Annotated in this window: 5 protein-coding genes; 2 read left to right on the top strand and 3 right to left on the bottom strand. The window is 73.5% G+C overall.

The features are described 5' to 3' along the window. Window positions 1-3: 3 nt before the first annotated feature. Both OG385_RS32330 and OG385_RS32325 read left to right on the top strand, forming a co-directional pair. Complete coding sequence (locus OG385_RS32330; RefSeq protein ID WP_266860235.1) at window positions 4-609, top strand: hypothetical protein; 606 nt, start codon at window positions 4-6, stop codon at window positions 607-609. A gap of 112 nt (window positions 610-721) precedes the next feature. Then, a complete protein-coding gene (locus OG385_RS32325) occupies window positions 722-1,492 on the top strand; it encodes a fibronectin type III domain-containing protein (protein ID WP_266860233.1) in 771 nt (256 codons plus the stop codon). A 95-nt stretch (window positions 1,493-1,587) separates the two neighbouring features. Here the strand turns inward: OG385_RS32325 and OG385_RS32320 are convergent, their stop codons facing one another. From OG385_RS32320 to OG385_RS32310, 3 genes are read right to left on the bottom strand one after another with little or no spacing between them, the layout of a single operon-like run. Then, window positions 1,588-8,613 carry a non-ribosomal peptide synthetase gene (locus OG385_RS32320; protein WP_266860231.1) on the bottom strand — a complete coding sequence of 2,342 codons (7,026 nt, stop codon included), beginning with the start codon at window positions 8,611-8,613 and terminating at the stop codon, window positions 1,588-1,590. Next, entirely contained in the window at window positions 8,613-9,689 is a 1,077-nt protein-coding gene (locus tag OG385_RS32315) for a TauD/TfdA family dioxygenase (RefSeq protein WP_266860229.1), read from the bottom strand. The genes OG385_RS32320 and OG385_RS32315 overlap by 1 nt, the downstream gene beginning before the upstream one ends. After that, window positions 9,686-17,269 (bottom strand): non-ribosomal peptide synthetase/type I polyketide synthase, encoded by a 7,584-nt coding sequence (locus OG385_RS32310; protein ID WP_266860227.1) that lies wholly within the window; start codon window positions 17,267-17,269, stop codon window positions 9,686-9,688. The genes OG385_RS32315 and OG385_RS32310 overlap by 4 nt, the downstream gene beginning before the upstream one ends. Window positions 17,270-17,281: the final 12 nt, after the last annotated feature.

Here is a 17,281-nt window from a genome sequence, read left to right as displayed (position 1 = left end):
GTGATGGTGAAGAGGTACCGATGGGCCGCCGGTCTCGCGGCCGTCTGCGGACTGCTCATGGCCGCCCCCCAAGCGAACGCCGAGGTCGAGCCAGGCGGCTGGACCCCTCAGTCACCGGGCTACAAGGTCCAGGAGAAGGGGTGCGGCCATGCCGACGGAATGACGTTCAGTCTCACCTGCGCCGACACCAGCGGTGAGCAGCGTGCGGAGCGGCGCTACGACACGTACACCGGCGGGACGCACCAGTTCGAGGGGTACTTCCGTATCTCCAGCATGGGCGGCAGCCGCATCTCGCTCAAGCAGACCTTCCGGGACACCAGCGGTTCCCAGGGGCCGTACTACATGCTCGCCGTGGAGAACGGCGGCCGGCTGTACACCGTGGCGGGAGGCACGACGGTGTCCGACGCGGGCACCGTCGGCGCGACGGTCCGCGTCAACACCGTCAACCAGGTCGGCAAGACACATCGCACCTACATCAACGGCTCGCTGGCCAACACGGTGGACAGCCCGTCCGGCAGCTACTACGACAAGTTCGGCGCGTACCGCACCAGCAGCGGGAACGGCCCGATCACCGTCACCTGGAGCAATGTGAAGTTCTGGAGCAAGTGAGCGCCGGGCCGCCCCGGACGGCTCGTGCCTGTGTTCCGGGGCAGCCCCGCCCCGGCCGACCGCACCCCGCGGCGGCCGTGCCCGCCGGCCGCCGACCCCCACGAGGCTCGCCTTGAATCTTCGCGTCCGCCCCCTGCTCCGCTGTCTGGCCGCGCTCGTCATCTGCGCCGCCCCGGTGGGGTGTTCGGCCCCTGCCCGGAGTACGGCGACATCCGCCGCGCCTTCCCCGCCGACCCGCGGGACCCTGCACGCCGCGCTCACTTCGCCGGTCGACGCCACACTCACCTGGGCGGACGGAAGCGACCGGGGCGCGGCCGGTCACGCCGTCGAGTTCGCCACCTCGCCGGGCGGCCCGTACACGCTGCTGCAGTACGTACCGGCCGCGCAGCACTCGTACCACCACCCCAGGTTGATGCCGCAGACGCCGTTCTACTACCGGCTCCGCCCCTACTACGGGCCGGCCTCCTCCGCTGTCGAGGTCGATCTGCCCCCGGGCGGCCTCAGTGCGAAGGACAAGCAGGACGACAACGTCTGGGCGAGACCGCGGACCGTCCGATCCGGGCGCGCGCCCGCCACCGGCTCGCTGCGGGTGCCGGGCGCAGGGACCCCGACGGGCCTCCGCGCCACGGCCGTGCGGGCGAACGGCATCAGGTTCACCTGGACCGATCACGCCAGCGACGAACAGGGCTGGCTGCTGGAGCTCAGGACGCGCGGCAGCGGCGCCTACCGGGTGGTCGCGGTGCTGGCGCCGGACATCAACTCCTTCGGCCTGAGCACCCTGCCGGACGAGAAGCACGCCTCGTACCGGGTCAGGGCGTTCTACTACGGCACCCGCTCCAACACGGCTCACGTGACCACCGGAATGGCTCCCGACGGCTCGTGAGCCGCGGTATCCGTCGGTCCGTGGAACAGCCGGACGGAGCCCCGGTGGACCACCGGGACCCCGTCCGATCGCACTGTGCCACCTGTGAGTGGTCGCTACCCGTTCAGCAGGCTGTCCAGCACCTCGGCCAGCCCGGCGACCGCGGGCGGGCGCAGCATGGTGTGGTGATTGCCCGCCACCGCCCGGGCGGTGGCCTCCCCGGTGGTGAACCGACGCCAGCCGGAGAGCCGTTCCGCTGCCGCCCCGGCGTCCCCGGCCACCATGAGGGCCAACGGGCCGTCATAGCGGGCTGGTTGCCATACGGCGGCGGCCGAGACCATCGCGCCGAAGACTCCCAGCCGGGCGGCCACCTCGGGCATCGTCTCCTCCGCCACCAGCCCGGCCGAGCGGATCGCGGACAGCACGGCCCGGCGCCGGTCGGCCGGGTCGAGCTTCCTCACCTGCTCGGCATCGAGCGGTGGTGCCGCACGACCGGTCAGGCCCGCCAGGTCCCTCAGGAACAGCCACAGCAGGTCGGCCTGGTCCGGCGGAGAGGGAAGCCTCGGTGGCGTCGACGGGTCGAGCAGGACCAGCGCGGCGACCTCGTCACCCGCCGCCCTGAGCTGGGCGGCCATCTCGTGGGCGACCGCCGCGCCGGTCGACCAACCACCCAGCCGGTAGGGGCCGTTCGGCTGCTCGGCGCGTATCTGCGCCAGATAGTGCGCGGCAAGAGCGGGTACCGAGGCAAGCTCCGGACCGTCGGGTGCCAGCCCTTCCGCGTCCAGGGCGAAGAACGGCCCGGGCCGGGTGAGGGTGGCGGCGAGGGCCGCGTAGGGAGCGGCGGAACCGTTGCTGGCGTGTACGCAGAAGAAGGGCGGCAGATCGCCGTCCGCGCGCAGCGCCACCAGCGCGGCGGCCCCTCGGCCCGGCACCGCCGTGGCCCCGGAGGGCTCCGCACCGCCCAGTTCCCGGGCCAGGGCCCGGATGGTGCGGTGGGTGTAGATCGACCGGGGCGTCAGCGCGATTCCGTCGCGCCGGGCCCGGGCCACCAGTTGCAGGGCGAGGATGGAGTCGCCGCCGAGCTCGAAGAAGTCGTCGGTCACCCCGAGCTCGGTCGTATCGAAGACCTCCGACCACCGGACCGCGAGCCGTTCTTCGAGCTCCGTGGCTGCCGCCACCCGGTCGCTCCCGGGACGGCCGGGCAGCCCGGCCGTCCTCAGTGCCACCCGGTCGATCTTGCCGCCCGCAGTGCGCGGCAGGGCGCCGTGGACCACCGCGAGCCCCGGGCGCAGCGCGTCGGGCAGCCCGGTCAGGCCGTCGAGTACCTCGTCGGGCGTCAGACCGACGCCCTCGCGGGGCGTCACATGGGCCACCAGCTGCACGCCGCCGCGGTGTGTGGAGTGTGCGACCACCGCGGCCTCGACCAGCCGCCCGTCCGCGTACAGCGCGGCCTCGATCTCGCCGGGCTCCACCCGTACGCCGTTCACCTGGACCTGGTCGTCGGTGCGGCCGAGGAATTCCAGCGCTCCGTCGGGCAGCAGCCGGGCCAGGTCCCCGGTCCGGTACATCCGGGCGCCCGGGACCCCGGAGTACGGGTCGGGCAGGAACGCTTCAGCGGTGCGGGCCGGCCGGCCGTGGTAGCCGCGGGCGGGCGCCTCACCGCCGATGAACATCTCGCCGACACAGCCGGGCGGGACGGGGGCGAGGTTCTCACCGAGCAGGTGGACCGAGACGTTGCTGATCGGCCGTCCGATCGGCACGGTGGCCGGCCGGCCGGGCTGCCCGGATACCTCCGGGCCGACCCGGTGGAAGGTGGCGTCGATCGTCGCCTCCGCCGGTCCGTACTGGTTGATCACCTCGCACCGGAGCTGCTGGCGGAGCTCCGCCAGCAGCGGTGCGGGGAACGCCTCGCCGCCCACGAGCAGCAGCCGCAGGTCGTTGCCGTCGGCAAGCGCGGGGTCGGTCAGCAGCCCGCCCAGCAGAGAGGGTACGAGGTGTGCGACCGTCGTCCGGGTGCTGCGCAGGAGCTCGGCGAGGCTGACGCCGGTGTCCGTGAGGTCGGGGGCCTCGACCAGGCAGGCGCCGGCCAGCAGCGGTCCGAACACTTCCCAGACGGCGAAGTCGAACACGGGTGAGGCCAGGGCGAGAAGCCGGTCATCGGGCCCCAGCGGGTAGGTCCGCTGCGCCCACTCGACACGGTTGGCCAGTGCGCGGTGCGAGACCGCGACCGGCTTCGGGCGGCCGGTGCTGCCCGAGGTGAACACCAGATAGGCCAGGTGCTCGGGGTGCGGATCGGCATCCGGGCCCGGTGCGCCGGAACCGCGCAGCTCGTCCGGCGTCCGGCAGGGCACGCCCTCCGGCACGGCTCCCGCGATCCGGCCGGGGTCGGCGGCGACGATCAGCCCGGCGCCGGCGTCCACCAGCATGTCCCGCAGCCGCTCGGCCGGCTGGTCCGGGTCGCAGACCACGAACGGCACACCGGCCAGCAGACAGCCGACGGCAGCGGTGACCAGTGCGACACCGCGCGGCAGCAACAGGGCGACAGCCGGCTCCCCGCCGGTCCCGGGGGCGGCCGGCTCCGGGCGGGCCGCGGCGCCGAAGGCCCGTGCGGCATCGAGCAGTTGCCGGTGGCTGATGGACCCGTCGGACACCTCGACTGCCGTACGGTCGCCGGACGCCGCGAGCGCGGCAGCCAGCCCGGCCACCGGACTGCCTGCGGCCGGCGCCGTTTTCGCGCCGTGCGCGGTGGCGGTGAGGCGGAGCCGTTCGGCGTACGACAGCAGCGGGTCCGCCGTGTGCGGCAGCTCCGGCGCCGCGATGAGCGCGTCGAGCGCCGAGCGGTACCTGTCGACCATCGCCTCGATGAACTCCGGGCGGTGGAGCGACGGGTCGAAGGCGATGGACAGCTCGATCCCGCCGCCGACCGGGTCCTGGATGAAGTCCGTCATCAGCGGCAGGTTGGTGTCCCCGTGGAACACGGCGTCCAGCACCTCCACCCCGCTGCGGGTGGACAGTTCGCCGTAGCGGTGGAAGTGCACGTAATTGAAGGCGGCCTCGAACAGCGAGTCCGCCGCCCGGGCCTGGCGGATCCGGCTCATCGGGTACCACCTGTGCGGGAGCATCGCCCGCTCCTCCGCGAAGACGTGCCCGATGAGATCGAGCCAGCTGCCCCCGGGCAGCGCGGTCCGCAGCGGCAAGGTGTTGAGGAAGAGCCCGAGCATCGCATCGGAGTCCTCCTCGTCCTCGGGGCGGCCGTTGGTGACGAGACCGGTGACCACGTCGTCGCGTCCGGTCATCACCGCAAGCACCTTGAGGTGGACGGCCAGCAGTACGTTCTTGACCGGCACGCCTGCCTGCCCGGCGACGCGCTGCACTGCCTCGCAGGTCTCCGGCGCGAGCTGGGTGCCCAGCCGCTGCTCGCCGACGCCGTCGGCCAGGCCGCTGCCGCCGAGCCGGCCGGTCGGCAGATCCTCCGTCCGACGAGCCCACCAGTCGCCGTCCGGTCCTTCGAGTGCCGCCTGTTCCAGGGCGAGGAAGCGGCCGTAGGTGGCTGCGGGGGCCGGCCGCGGTGCGGGCGCGGCCGGATCCGCCGCGTGCTGGTAGCAGTCCATCAGCTCGGTCAGCAGGACGGTGACGCTCCAGCCGTCGAGCACCGCGTGGTGCACGGCGAGGGTCAGCTGGAACTCGTCCTCGCCGAGCAGATGGACGACGAAGCGCACCAACGGGGCCTGCTCCAGGACGAACGGGGTCGCCCGCTCGTGCTCGACGTCGGCGTCCACCTGCGAACGCTGCCGGCCGGCGGGGACATCGCGCAGGTCGACCATGCGCAGCGGGGCCGGGACGCTCCGGTGCACCAGCTGGAGCGGCCCCGCGGGGTGCGCCAGGTCGATGGAAACCCGCAGCATGGCATGGCGGCGGCAGAGTTCGGCGACGGCCGACTCGAAGGCCGGCACATCGAGCGCCGAGCGCAGCCGCAGCGTGGTGACGTCGTGGTAGAGCAGCCGTTCACCGCGCTCGAAGGCGGTGTGGAAGAGCATGCCCGCCTGGAGGCTGGACAGCGGCCAGGCGTTCTCCACCTCGTCCGGCAGCCCGGCGCGCACGCCATCGGGCAGCAGCGGTTCCGTCGCTGCCGGGGTCGGCTCGCCGTCCTCGACTGCGGTCGCCAGCGGGGCGAGCGCCGCGATGGTGGGATGCCGCATCAGGTCGGTGACCTGGATGAGCACTCCGCGCCTGCGGGCCTGGAGGCGCACCTGGACCACCCGGATGGAATCGCCGCCGAGGTCGAAGAAGTTGTCCTCGACACCAACCTGTTCGCACCCCAGCACCTGCTGCCAGGCCTCGGCGAGTACCTGCTCGACCGGCGTGCGCGGCGCGACGTACACGGCCGCGGCGCGGATCGGCGCGAGCTTTCGGAGAGCGGCGTGGTCGACCTTGCCGTTGGGCAGGGTCGGCAGCTCGGGCAGTGCGTCTATCGCGGGCAGCATGTAGGCCGGGAGCGCGGACTGGGCCGCCGCCCGCACCGAGTCGGCGGTGGCCGGGGCGCGCAGCACCACATAGGCCGCGAGCCGGGTCGAGCCCGCCTCGTCGGTACGGTCGACCACGGCCGCCGCTGTGACTCCGGGCTGGGCTGCCAACCGGCTCTCGATCTCCTCCAGTTCGACCCGGAAGCCGCGGATCTTGACCTGGCGGTCGGTACGGCCGAGGAACTCCAGCACCCCGTCGGACCGGTAGCGCACCAGGTCGCCCGAGCGGTAGACGCGGGACCCCGGCTCGGCGGTGAACGGGTCGTCGAGGAAGCGCTCGGCGGTGAGCTCGGGGCTGCCGACATAGCCGGCCGCCACGCTCGGGCCACCGATCCAGAGTTCACCGCGGGCGCCGTAGGGCACCTGCGCGCCGTCCGGTCCGACCACATGGAGCCGGACGCCGGGCCGGGGGCGGCCGATGGGCACCCGCTCGGAGCGCTCCGGGGTCACCTGCTGGACCGTGCACCAGACGGTGGCCTCGGTCGGCCCGTACTCGTTGAACAGCAGCACACTGGGCAACACTTCGTGGTGACGGTCCGCCAGCGCCGCCGGGCACTCCTCGCCCGCGACCAGGGCACGCCGCAGCCGTACCCCCTCGCGACCGGACAGCTCCTCGATCAGCGGGCGGTACAGCGTGGGCACACAGAGCAGATCGGTCACCCCGTGGTCGACGGCCAGCCCGGCCAGCGCGGCCGGGTCGCCCGACTCCTTGTCGCCGGGCACCACGAGACAGCCGCCCGCAGCCAGCGCGCCGAACAGCACGGCGACGGAACTGTCGAAGGCGATCGTGGGGATCAGCAGTGCGGCGCTTTCCGGCTCGGGCCGGTAGACGCTGAGCCGCGCACGGGTCGAGTGGGCCAGATTGCGGTGGGTGATCTCGACGCCCTTGGGGCGTCCGGTGGAACCCGAAGTGAAGATCACGTAGGCGGGACGGTCCGGCGTGACCGGCACCGTGTTCCCGTCCGCGGGGGTGGTCCACGCCGCGGCAGGGGCCACCACCGGAATTCCGGGGCCGGCGCCTGCCAGGGCCTTCTGTCCGGTCTCGTCGGCCAGCAGTACGGTGACCCCGGCGTCCGCGACCATGCCGGCCAGGCGTTCGGCCGGATTGCGGCTGTCCAGCGGCACATAGGCGGCGCCGCAGCGCAGGATCGCGAGTACGGCCACGGGGGTCAGCACACCGCGGTCGAGGCAGAGCGCGACCCGGTCACCCGGCGCGCAGCCGGCCGCGCGCAGTGCGGTGGCCAGCGAGTCGGCCGCCGCGTCGAGTCCGGCGTAGTCGAGCCGGCCGTCGTGGGACACCACCGCGGGGGCCTCGGGGCGGGCGAGGACGTGTTCGCGGATCAGGTGGAGCACGGTCCTGTCGGAGTCCGGCAGTGTCTCGCCGGTGCCGTGCCGCCGGCACAGCTCGGCGTCCCGCTCGGTGCTCAGTGCCAAGTCGCCGAGCGGGATCGCCTGTTCGGCGCAGAACTGCGCCAGCGCGGCGGCCGTCCGGGCCACGAGCAGTTCGGCGGACTGCGGCTCGCACCGGGCGGCGTCGTAGTCGAGGCGCAGTTCGAGCCGGTCCGGCGAGTGCCGGACCACCAGCAGCCGCAGATCGTGGCGGTCCGCCCGGTCGGTCACGGCCAGACCCCGGACCGTGCCGTCCGCGACCAGCGCGGAGATGTCCAGATGACCGGCCGAGAAGCGGCAGTACGGCTCGTTGTCGCCGGTTGCGGCGGCGTCCCAGCGGAAGACGTCGGCGTCCTCGGTGGCCTGCCGGATCGCGGCGTCCACCGCCCGGGCCAGCGAGGAGGTGTCCGCGCCGTCCGGGAACGCGATCGGCACGGTGCGGTCGTACGGGCCGGGGGCGCCCTGGAGCTCGGGGGCGGCACGGCCGTTCACGGTCACCCCGAGCGCCGGCGGCTCCCCGTTCCCGCCGCCGCCGAGCGCCACGCCCCACGCAGCAGTGGTCAACGCGCCTTCGGTGACACCGAGTTCGGCGGCCCGTGCGGCGATCTGCCGGGAGAGGCCCGGGGCCAGGACGAGGGCGGCGGTCTCCGGACGGTAGTCCGTCGGGGCGGCCGGGCGGAGCGGCAGGTCGGGCTCGGCCGCCTCGGCCGCCAGCACCCGGCGCCAGCGGTCCTGCGCGGCTGTGGTCTCCGGTTCGTCGAGCAACTGGTGGAACCACTCGGCGACGTCCGCGTACTGGACGGGCTCCTCCTCGTCGTCCCCGGCCGCACGGCCGAGAGCAGCGGAGAGCAGCCCCACCAGGGTGGCCAGGTCGGCCGCCGCCGGATCGGCGGCAAGAGTGAGCCGGCGGGTCCCGTCGGCGGATTCGCCGATGCCGAACCGGACCGGGAGACCGCTGCCCGCGTCGTCGGCGTCGCCGATCCCGGGCTCGTCCGCGATGACCTGCACCGGGACGCCGACGCCTGAGGCCGCCGCCACCTGGGTGCGCAGGACCTCGTGCCGGGCCGTCGCGGAGAGCAGGGCCTGACGCAGCCGCTCCGGGTCGGCGGTGCCCGGAAGCTCCGCTTCGAGCCGCACGACGAAGGGGGCGGCGCCGGTGAGCGCCGACCTGAGCCGGTGCAGGTGGTGCTGGGCCGGGGAGACCCGGAAGCCCGCGATGTCGTCACTCATCACGCCTCCTCGCCGTCGGCCGCGACGGCAGGACCGGACTGGGTGGCGTCCTCGCCGCTGACGGGATCGGTCATCGCGACCACGATCTTGCGGTCGCCCTCGTAGGGCCGGCGGGCGTGCGCCATCGACATGTTGTCCAGCATCATCACGTCGCCCACCTCCCAGCGGAAGGCGATCTCCCCGGCGCGGTACGCCTCGTTGATGGCCCGGACGTCCTCGTCGGCGATCGGCGAGCCGTCGCCGTGGGTGGTGGTGGTCGGCAGTCCGTCCTCGCCCAGTGCTTCGACGAGGGCCTCCCGCATCTGCGGGTCGCGGCTCGATATGTGGAAGAACCCGGCGTGGTTGAACCAGAGCTTCTCGCCGGTCACCGGGTGGGTGCGTACGGCCGGGCGGATCTGCACGGTGCGCAGGCGGTCGCCCTCCAGCCACTCGGTGACCGTGCCGTTGGCCGCGGCGTACCGGTCGACGTCCGCACGGGAGTCGGTCTGGTAGCCCTCCTGCCAGGTGAGGCCGAAACCGCTGTTGTAGTTGCGCACATAACGCACGCCGAGCCGCTCCAGCCGCTCCCGGACGGCGACCGGTATCCGCTCGATGACCTTGCGGTTGTCGATGATCGGGGTCTCGCCCCCGACGGGCGGAGCGATCAGGCAGCCGAAGAACAGCTTCTGCGGCCAGGTCGACCAGTAGGTGCCCTCGTTGTGCGGCTCGATCCGCTCGGCCGCGGGGTAGGTGGTGGACAGGTAGACGTTCTGGCTCACTTCGTCCCGGGGCGTCGAGCGGTCCCGGTACTGCAGCGGCTCACCGTCGGAGACCGCCGCCACGAACCGCTGGAAGCCCGGGGCGTCCGCCACCGGCCAGCCGCGGAACAGCAGCGCGCGATGTTCCAGCAGAGCGTCGGCCACCCACTCCTTGCTCGCGGCGGCCCAGGTCGCCAGGTCGGTGCCCGGCTCCTTCGGGCGTACCACCATCGGCGGGTTCCCGTCGGCGGTCAGCGGCTCGATCGTGACGGCGTCGGGCCCGGCGGCGGACCGCAATGCCCTGCGGACCGTCCCGACGCGTGAGAACTGCGCGCTCATGACTCATCTCCTTGCTTGACGTGGCCGTGCTGGCCGGGGGCGTCGGCCTGGGTGGCCGGCCGGGAAGGGGCGCGACGGGAGACCGATCGGAGCCCGCGCCTGGGCCGCCGGGGTACGGGGGTGGAAGCTGCGGCGAGCAGTTCGCTCAGGGGGGTCCCGGGGGCCGGCGCGGCAGTCAGGACCGCGAGGAAACCGTCGGCCACCCGCTGCGGCAGTTCCTCGCCCAGAACATCCGGGGCGGAGTCCCACCAGCAGACGAACTCGTCACCGGTGTCGGTCACATCCAGCGCCAGCCGGAACTTGCTGGTCGCGGGGGGCTGGGGCACCGGCTCCACGGCCGTGCCGCCGGGACCCGAGCCTGCCATCGGGGTGTTCTGCAGCACGAACCAGGCGTGGAAGGGGTCCCGGCGGCGGTCGGCGGCGTCCGCCGACACCGAGCCGTGCTCCAGTGCGGCCACCAGGTGGTCCCGGACTTCCCTGACCGCGTCGGCGAAGGTCACCGCCCGGTCGGCCGAGGGCAGCACGGCGGTGCGGATGAAGCAGCCGACCACACCCTCGTCGGCCTCGGTGCGCCCGGCGGTCGGGAAGCCGAGCACCGGGGCGTCGACCCCGACCGCGGACAGGGCCAGCTGGAAGGCGGTGGCCAGATGGGCGAAGGGCGTCACGCCGAGCTCGCGGCAGGACGCCAGCACCCCGGCGCGCACCTCGGTGGGCAGGGTCATGGTGCGCCGGCTCGCCCGGAACGGGCCGCGCTCGGGAGCGCCGGGCAGGGCGGGCAGCGGCGCGGTGGCCCGGTAACGGTCCAGATGCTGCCGCCACCAGTCCAGATCGGCCGCCGCCTCCCCGGACTCCAGCCGGGCCCGCGAGCGGGCGGCCGCCTCGCGGTAGCCGACGGCCGGGAGCGGACGGGCGTCGTCGGATGCGTACGCCGCCGAGAGCTCGTCCAGCAGCACTCCCAGCGACCAGCCGTCGCAGATCAGGTGGTGGACCACCATCACCAGGATGTGTTCCTGCTCTCCCGGCACCAGAGCGGCGCGCAGCAGCGGTGGCTGCTCCAGGTCGAAGGGGCGGGCCAGTTCCCGCTCGTACAGATCGGCGACGAACGCCTCGCGGTCCGCGCCCGCCGGCGGGTACAGCACGATCAGCGGTGCCGGTCCGGGGTCGGCCGGCCGCATCCGGATGCCGTCGGTGGTGTCGGCGAAGCCGACCCGCAGCGCCTCCTGCCGGGCGATGACCCGGGTGAACGCCTGCCGCAGCCGGTCCGGGTCGAGTGCGCCGCGCAGCCGCAGCACGGCTCCGATGTGGAAGGCGGCGGTACCGGGCGTCAGTTGCTCGGCCAGGTAGATGCCTTCCTGCTCGGTGGAGAGCGGGGACGGTGTGGCCGGGTCGGTCAGCGGCCGGCCGGCCGGTGCCTCCGGACCGTCGGCCGCGGACAGGGCGGCCTCGATCCGCCGGGCCACCGCGGCCGGAGTCGGCTCCTCGAACAGCGCCCGCAGCGGCAGTTCGACGCCGAAGCGCCGGGCCAGGCGGTTGTTGACGCGCACGGCCGAGAGCGAGTTGCCGCCGATCTCGAAGAAGACGTCGTCGACGCCGGCCGATGGCAGCCCGAGCACCTCGCACCAGACCTGGCAGACCTCCTTCTCCAGCAAGGTCTCGGCGAGCCGCGAGATGGGCGACTGCCGGCTCGGTCCGGGCAGCGCCGCCCGGTCGGTCTTGCCGTTCGCCGTGAGCGGGATCTCCGCGATCGTCACCAGGTGCGCGGGAACCATGTACTCCGGCAGCCGGGTGCGCAGGAACTCCCGCAGCTCGGTGTCGCTCGGCCCCTCGGTGCCGGGCAGCGGCACCGGATAGCCGATCAGCTCCGTTCCGCCGTCGGGCGCGGCGGCGGAGACCACCACCGCACCGGCCAGGGCCGGGTGCCGGGCGAGCACCGTCTGCACCTCGCCCGGCTCGACCCGGAAGCCGCGGATCTGCACCTGGTGGTCGGCGCGGCCGAGGTAGTACAGCTCGCCGTCGCCGTCGTACCGGGCCAGGTCGCCCGAGCGGTACAGCCGGGCATCGGGACTCGGGTCGAACGGGTCGGAGACGAAACGCTCAGCGGTCCGCTCGGGCAGGTTGACGTACTGCACGGCCAGTCCCGGGCCGCCGACGCAGATCTCCCCGGGCACACCGATCGGCACCAGCGCACCGTCCGGGTCCAGCAGCCGGATCCGCAGGTCGGGCAGGGCCGTCCCGACGGGCGTGCCGACCGCGGGGCGGACGTCGGCGGCCGTCATCCGGCGGTACGTCACATGCACGGTGGTCTCGGTGATCCCGTACATGTTGACGATCGAGGGCCGCTGGTCACCGTGGCGGTCGAACCACGGGACGAGGGTGCCGACGTCCAGGTTCTCGCCGGCCAGCACGACCGAGCGCAGCGAGAGCGGGCCTGCTGCCGACCGCGCTTCGGCCTCGATCAGCGAGTGGAAGGACGACGGGGTCTGGTTGAGGACCGTGACGCGGCGTTCGGCCAGCAGCCGCACCAGGGCATCGGGGTCGCGGCTGGTCCAGTAGTCCACCGTGACCAGGGCTGCGCCGTGGCTGAGAGCACCGAAGATCTCCCACACCGAGACGTCGAAGGCGTGCGAGAAGAACTGCGCGAACACGTCATCGGGGCCGAACTCGAACGACCGGCCGGAGACCCTCAGCAGACGTACCACGTTGTGGTGCGTCACCTCGACGCCCTTGGGGCGCCCGGTCGAGCCGGAGGTGTAGATGACGTACGCGGGACTCTCCGGGTCCACCGGGTGCGGGGTGAAGTCCACGGTCGCGGACCGCACTTCGGGTCCGTCGACGAGTACCGTCGGGGCGTCGCCGGGAGGCTGCCGGTCCGCCAGGGACCGCTGGGTCAGCACCAGCCGGACACCGCTGTCGTCGACGGCGAGGCCGAGCCGTTCGGCCGGGTGCGTCGGGTCGAGCGGGACGTAGGCGGCGCCCGTTTTCAGTACGCCGAAGATCGCGGCGATCAGGTCCGCACCGCGTTCGAGCAGGATGCCGATCCGGTCGCCGGGCACCGCCCCCTGCGTGACGAGGGCGGCCGCGATCCGGTCCGATGCCCGGTCGAGCTCCCGGTAGGACCAGGTCGTCCCGCCGTCGATCACCGCCGGACGGTCCGGTCCTTCGGCCACCGCTGTGGTGAACAGGTCGACCAGTGACGCGTCCGCCGGCAGCTGTCCGGTGCCGGTGTTCCATTCCTCGGTCAGCAGCCGGTGCACCTCGTCCGGCACCCGCACCAGTTCGGACAGCCGCTGGTCCGGTGCGTCCACGGCGCGGCGCAGCACTTCCAGGAAGTGGTCCCCGAGCCGCGCCACGGTGTCCGGCAGGAACAGCTCCTTGTCGTACTCGAACCAGCCCGCCAGGCCGTCCTCGTGCTCCTGGAGGTGCAGGGCGAGGTCGAACTGGGCGATCCCCGGGTCGAGGTCGACCGGCGAAAGCTCCAGGCCGGCCAGCCGCACGTCCTCGTTCATCCGGTTCTCCAGGGTGAACAGCACCTGGGCGAGCGGGTTGCGGTCCAACTGCTGTCCTGCTCCGGACAGTTGGACGACCTGGTCGAAGGGAACGTCCGGGTTGCTGAGGGCCTTGAGGGCGCTGTCGCGTACCCGGTCGACCAGGTCGACAGCGGTGCGGGCGCCCTCGAACCGGGCACGCACCACGACGGTGTTCACCAGATAGCCGACGATGCCTTCGAGTTCGGCCCGGTCGCGGCCGGCCACCGGGGTCGCCACCAGCAGGTCCTGGCTGCCGGTGTGGGCGTGCAGGACGGCGGAGAACAGGGCCAGCAGCGTGGTGAACGGGGTCGTGCCCCGCGAAGCGCCCAGCGCGGTCAGGCGCCGGGTGAGGTCCGCGGACACCTCGATCCGGTGGCGGCGGCCGCGGCGGCGCTGGACGGCCGGGCGCGGCCGGTCGAGCGGCAGGGGCAGCGCGGCCGGGGCGTCGGTGAGGTACTCCGTCCAGAACGCGGTCTGCTCGGCGAGGTGGTCGCCCGTCACCAGTGCGCGCTGCCACGCGGCGTGGTCGGCCGCCTGGAAGGGGGCGGGCGGCAGCTGCGGAGCCCGTCCGCTGGTGAACGCGTCGTACAGCTCCACGAGTTCGCGGGTCAGCACGAGGAAGGACCAGCCGTCGGTGACCAGGTGGTGCATGGTCACCACCAGCAGGTGCCGCTCGGGTGCGAGCCGGATCAGCGCCGCTCGCAGCAGCGGACCGGCCAGCAGGTCGAACGGGCGCCGGAGTTCGGTCAGTGCCATCTCCCGCGCCTCGGCCCCGGCGTCTCCGGTGGCGCCGCTCGGCAGCAGCAGGGGCACCGTGACCTCGTACGGTTCGTCGACGATCTGCACCGGTGCGTCGTCGTGCATCCCCATCCGGGTGCGCAGGGCCTCGTGGCGGGCGACCAGCGCGGTGAAGGTCCGCTCCAGCGCCGCCTGGTCGAGCACGCCCTCCAGCATCAGGGTCTGCGGCACGTTGTAGGCGCTGCCTCCGGGTTCCAGCTGCTCGATGAACCAGAGCCGTTCCTGTGCGGGCGAGAGGGCCAGCGCGCCGGAGCGGTCCGCCTGCCGGACCGGCAGGTCGGGCCGGGACGCGCCACGCAGAGCCTCGGCGGCGACCGCGATCGCCAGCCCGCGCGGGGTCGGATGGTCGAAGATCAGCTGCAGCGGGAGCCTGACCTTGACCAACTGGGATATCCGGGACAGCAGTTGGACGGCGACCAGGGACTGGCCCCCCTGGTCGAAGAAGTTGTCCTCCGGACCCGGGTCGGCGCCGAGCAGCACCTCGGCCCAGGCCCGGTCGACCGCGGCCCGCACGGCGTCGGTGTTCACGGTGCCGGCATCGTCCATGTCGTTCACGGCCACCGCGACGGGCTCGGGCTGCGGTGCCGCGTCCGCGCCGCCGGCCCGGGGCTGCGGCGCGTCGATCCAGTGGCGGCGGCGCTGGAACGGGTATCCGGGCAGTGGCACCCGACGGCCGGGCGCACCGTTCACGGCGGTGAGGTCCACCGGGACACCCGCGTCCCGGAGCAGGCCTGCTGCCTCAAGGACCGCGCGGCGCTCGTCGCCGCCGGGCCTGGGGAGGGTACTGGCGACGACATGCCCGGCGTTGAGGTCCAGGCCGAGCCGGGCCAGTGCTCCGAGCGACTGTCCAGGCCCGGCCTCCAGCAGGACGGCCCGGGGCCCGGCGGCGGTCAGCAGGGCCTGGTGCCAGCGCACCGGCGCCACCAGCTGGCCGGCCCAGTAGCCGGGGTCGGTCGCCTGTTCCGCGGTGATCAGGGCGCCGGTGACGGAGGAGACGTACGGCAGGAGCGGAGGGTTCAGCCGCACCTGCGCGACGGCCCGCCGGAACGGTTCCACCGCGCCTGCGACGAGCGGCGAGTGAAATGCGTGCGAGGTGTGCAGGGCGGTGACCCGCACGCCGTCGGCCGAGAGTTCGGCCGTGAGCGCTTCCAGCTCCGCGTGCGGGCCGGCGACCGTGCACTGCTTCGGTGCGTTGACGGCCGCGATCACGGAGCCCTGCGGCAGCCGTCGGCGCAGTTCGTCCTCGGCCAGCGCGGCCGACAGCATGCCGCCGGCCGGCTGGTCCGCGAGCAGCCGGCCGCGCAGGGCGACCAGGTGGACGGCGTCCGGGAGGCTGAGCACACCGGCGATGCAGGCGGCGGCGTACTCGCCGATGCTGTGACCCACCATCAGATCCGGCTGCACGCCCCAGCTCTGCCACAGCCGCGCCAGTGCGTACTCCACGGTGAACAGGGCCGGCTGGGTGTACTCGGTGCGCTCCAGCCGCGCCGCCGCCTCCGCCACCCGGGCGGGGTCGGTTCCGGGGAAGAGCAGCTCGCGCAGGTCCTGGCCGAGCTCGGTCCTGAGCAGTCCGGCGCACTCGTCGACCGCCTCGCGCACCACGGGCTGGGTGCGGTAGAGCGACTCGGCCATCCCGGGGTGCTGGGCGCCCTGGCCGGGGAACATCATCACCAGCGGTCGCGCTGCCGTGCCCCCGGCCGGTGGTGCGGCCGGCGTACGCAGGGCCGCGGCGGCCTCCGCGGCGGTGGCGGCGACCACGTGGGTCCGTGAGTCGAACTCCGCACGGCCGGTGATCAGGGTGTGCGCGACGTCCGCCACCGGCAGGTCGGCGCCGGCCCGCTCCAGGTGGCCGGCGAGCCGCTCAGCCGCCTGCGCGACGGCGGCGTCGGTGCGCGCCGACAACGGCAGCACCAGCGGCAGTACGTCCGTGCCGGCCCCCGGGCGGTCCGGCTGCTCCGGTGCCTGCTCCAGGACGAGGTGCGCATTGGTGCCGCCGATCCCCAGGGAGCTGACGCCCGCGCGCCGGGGCCCGGTGTCCACCGGCCAGTCGATCGCCTCGGAGTTGACGAAGAACCGGTTGCCGTCCGAGCTCAGCGCGGGGCCCGGCCGCCGGAAGTTCAGGGTCGGCGGCACCGTGCCGTGCTTGACCGCGAGGGCCGTCTTGATCAGACCGGCCACCCCGGAGGCCGCGTCGAGGTGCCCGATCGAGGCCTTGACCGAGCCCAGCGCGCAGCGGCCGGGAACGCCGTCGAATGCCTGGCGGAGCGCCTCGGCCTCGACCATGTCTCCGAGGGTGGTTCCGGTGCCGTGGGCCTCGATGAATCCGATCGAGGCCGGCTCGACCTCGGCGAGTTGGTGCGCCAGGGCGATCACCTCGGCCTGTGCGCCCACTGAGGGCGCGGTGAAGCCCGCCTTGGCCGAACCGTCGTTGTTGACCGCCCAGCCGCGGATCACGGCGTGCACGGTGTCCCCGTCGGCGAGCGCGTCCTCAAGCCGCTTGAGGACCACGACCGCGGCTCCGCTCCCCCGCACGGTGCCGTTGGCGTCGGCGTCGAAGGGCCGGCAGACGCCGTCCGGTGAGGCGATGCCGCTCTCCTGGTAGAGGTAGCCGGTGCGGTGCGGTACGACGACCGCGGAGCCGCCCGCCAGGGCCAGGTCGCACTGGTAGTCCAGCAGGCTCTGGCAGGCCATGGCGGTGGCGACGAGCGAGGTGGAGCAGGCCGTCTGCACCGTGATGCTCGGACCGGAGAGGCCGAGCTTGTAGGAGGTGCGGGAGGCCAGGTAGTCCTTGTCGTTGCCGAGGATCACCGAGTACTCGTGCGCCGGGTCGCGGAGCCACTCCTGCGGCGCCAGGTTGTACAGCAGGTAGCCGTTGGCGCCGGTGCCGCCGAATACGGCGGCCGGGAGCCCGGCGCCGGCCCTGTTCCCGGAGTCCTCCAGGGCGTGCCAGGCACACTCCAGGAAGAGCCGTTGCTGCGGATCCATCAACTGGGCCTCGCGGGGCGTCAGGCCGAAGAACTGCGCGTCGAACTCCTCGATCCCTTCGAGCGCGCCGGTGGCCCGCACATAGGCCGGGTCGGTGCGCACCTGGGGCGGCACTCCGGCCGCGTCGAGATCCTGGTCCGTCGGGGCGACGGTGCCGCTGAGGCCGGCCAGCAGGTTCGCCCAGAAAGCCTGGACGTCGGCGGCGCCGGGAAACCGTCCCGACATTCCGACGATGGCGATGGCGTTGGTGTTGACATTGGATTCGTCCATGCCCTCGTTCCT

This window comes from Streptomyces sp. NBC_01306, assembly GCF_026340465.1.
Taxonomy (GTDB): domain Bacteria; phylum Actinomycetota; class Actinomycetes; order Streptomycetales; family Streptomycetaceae; genus Streptomyces.
Note: the sequence above shows the minus strand (reverse complement) of the source record. Positions and strands in the feature narration are given on the sequence as shown.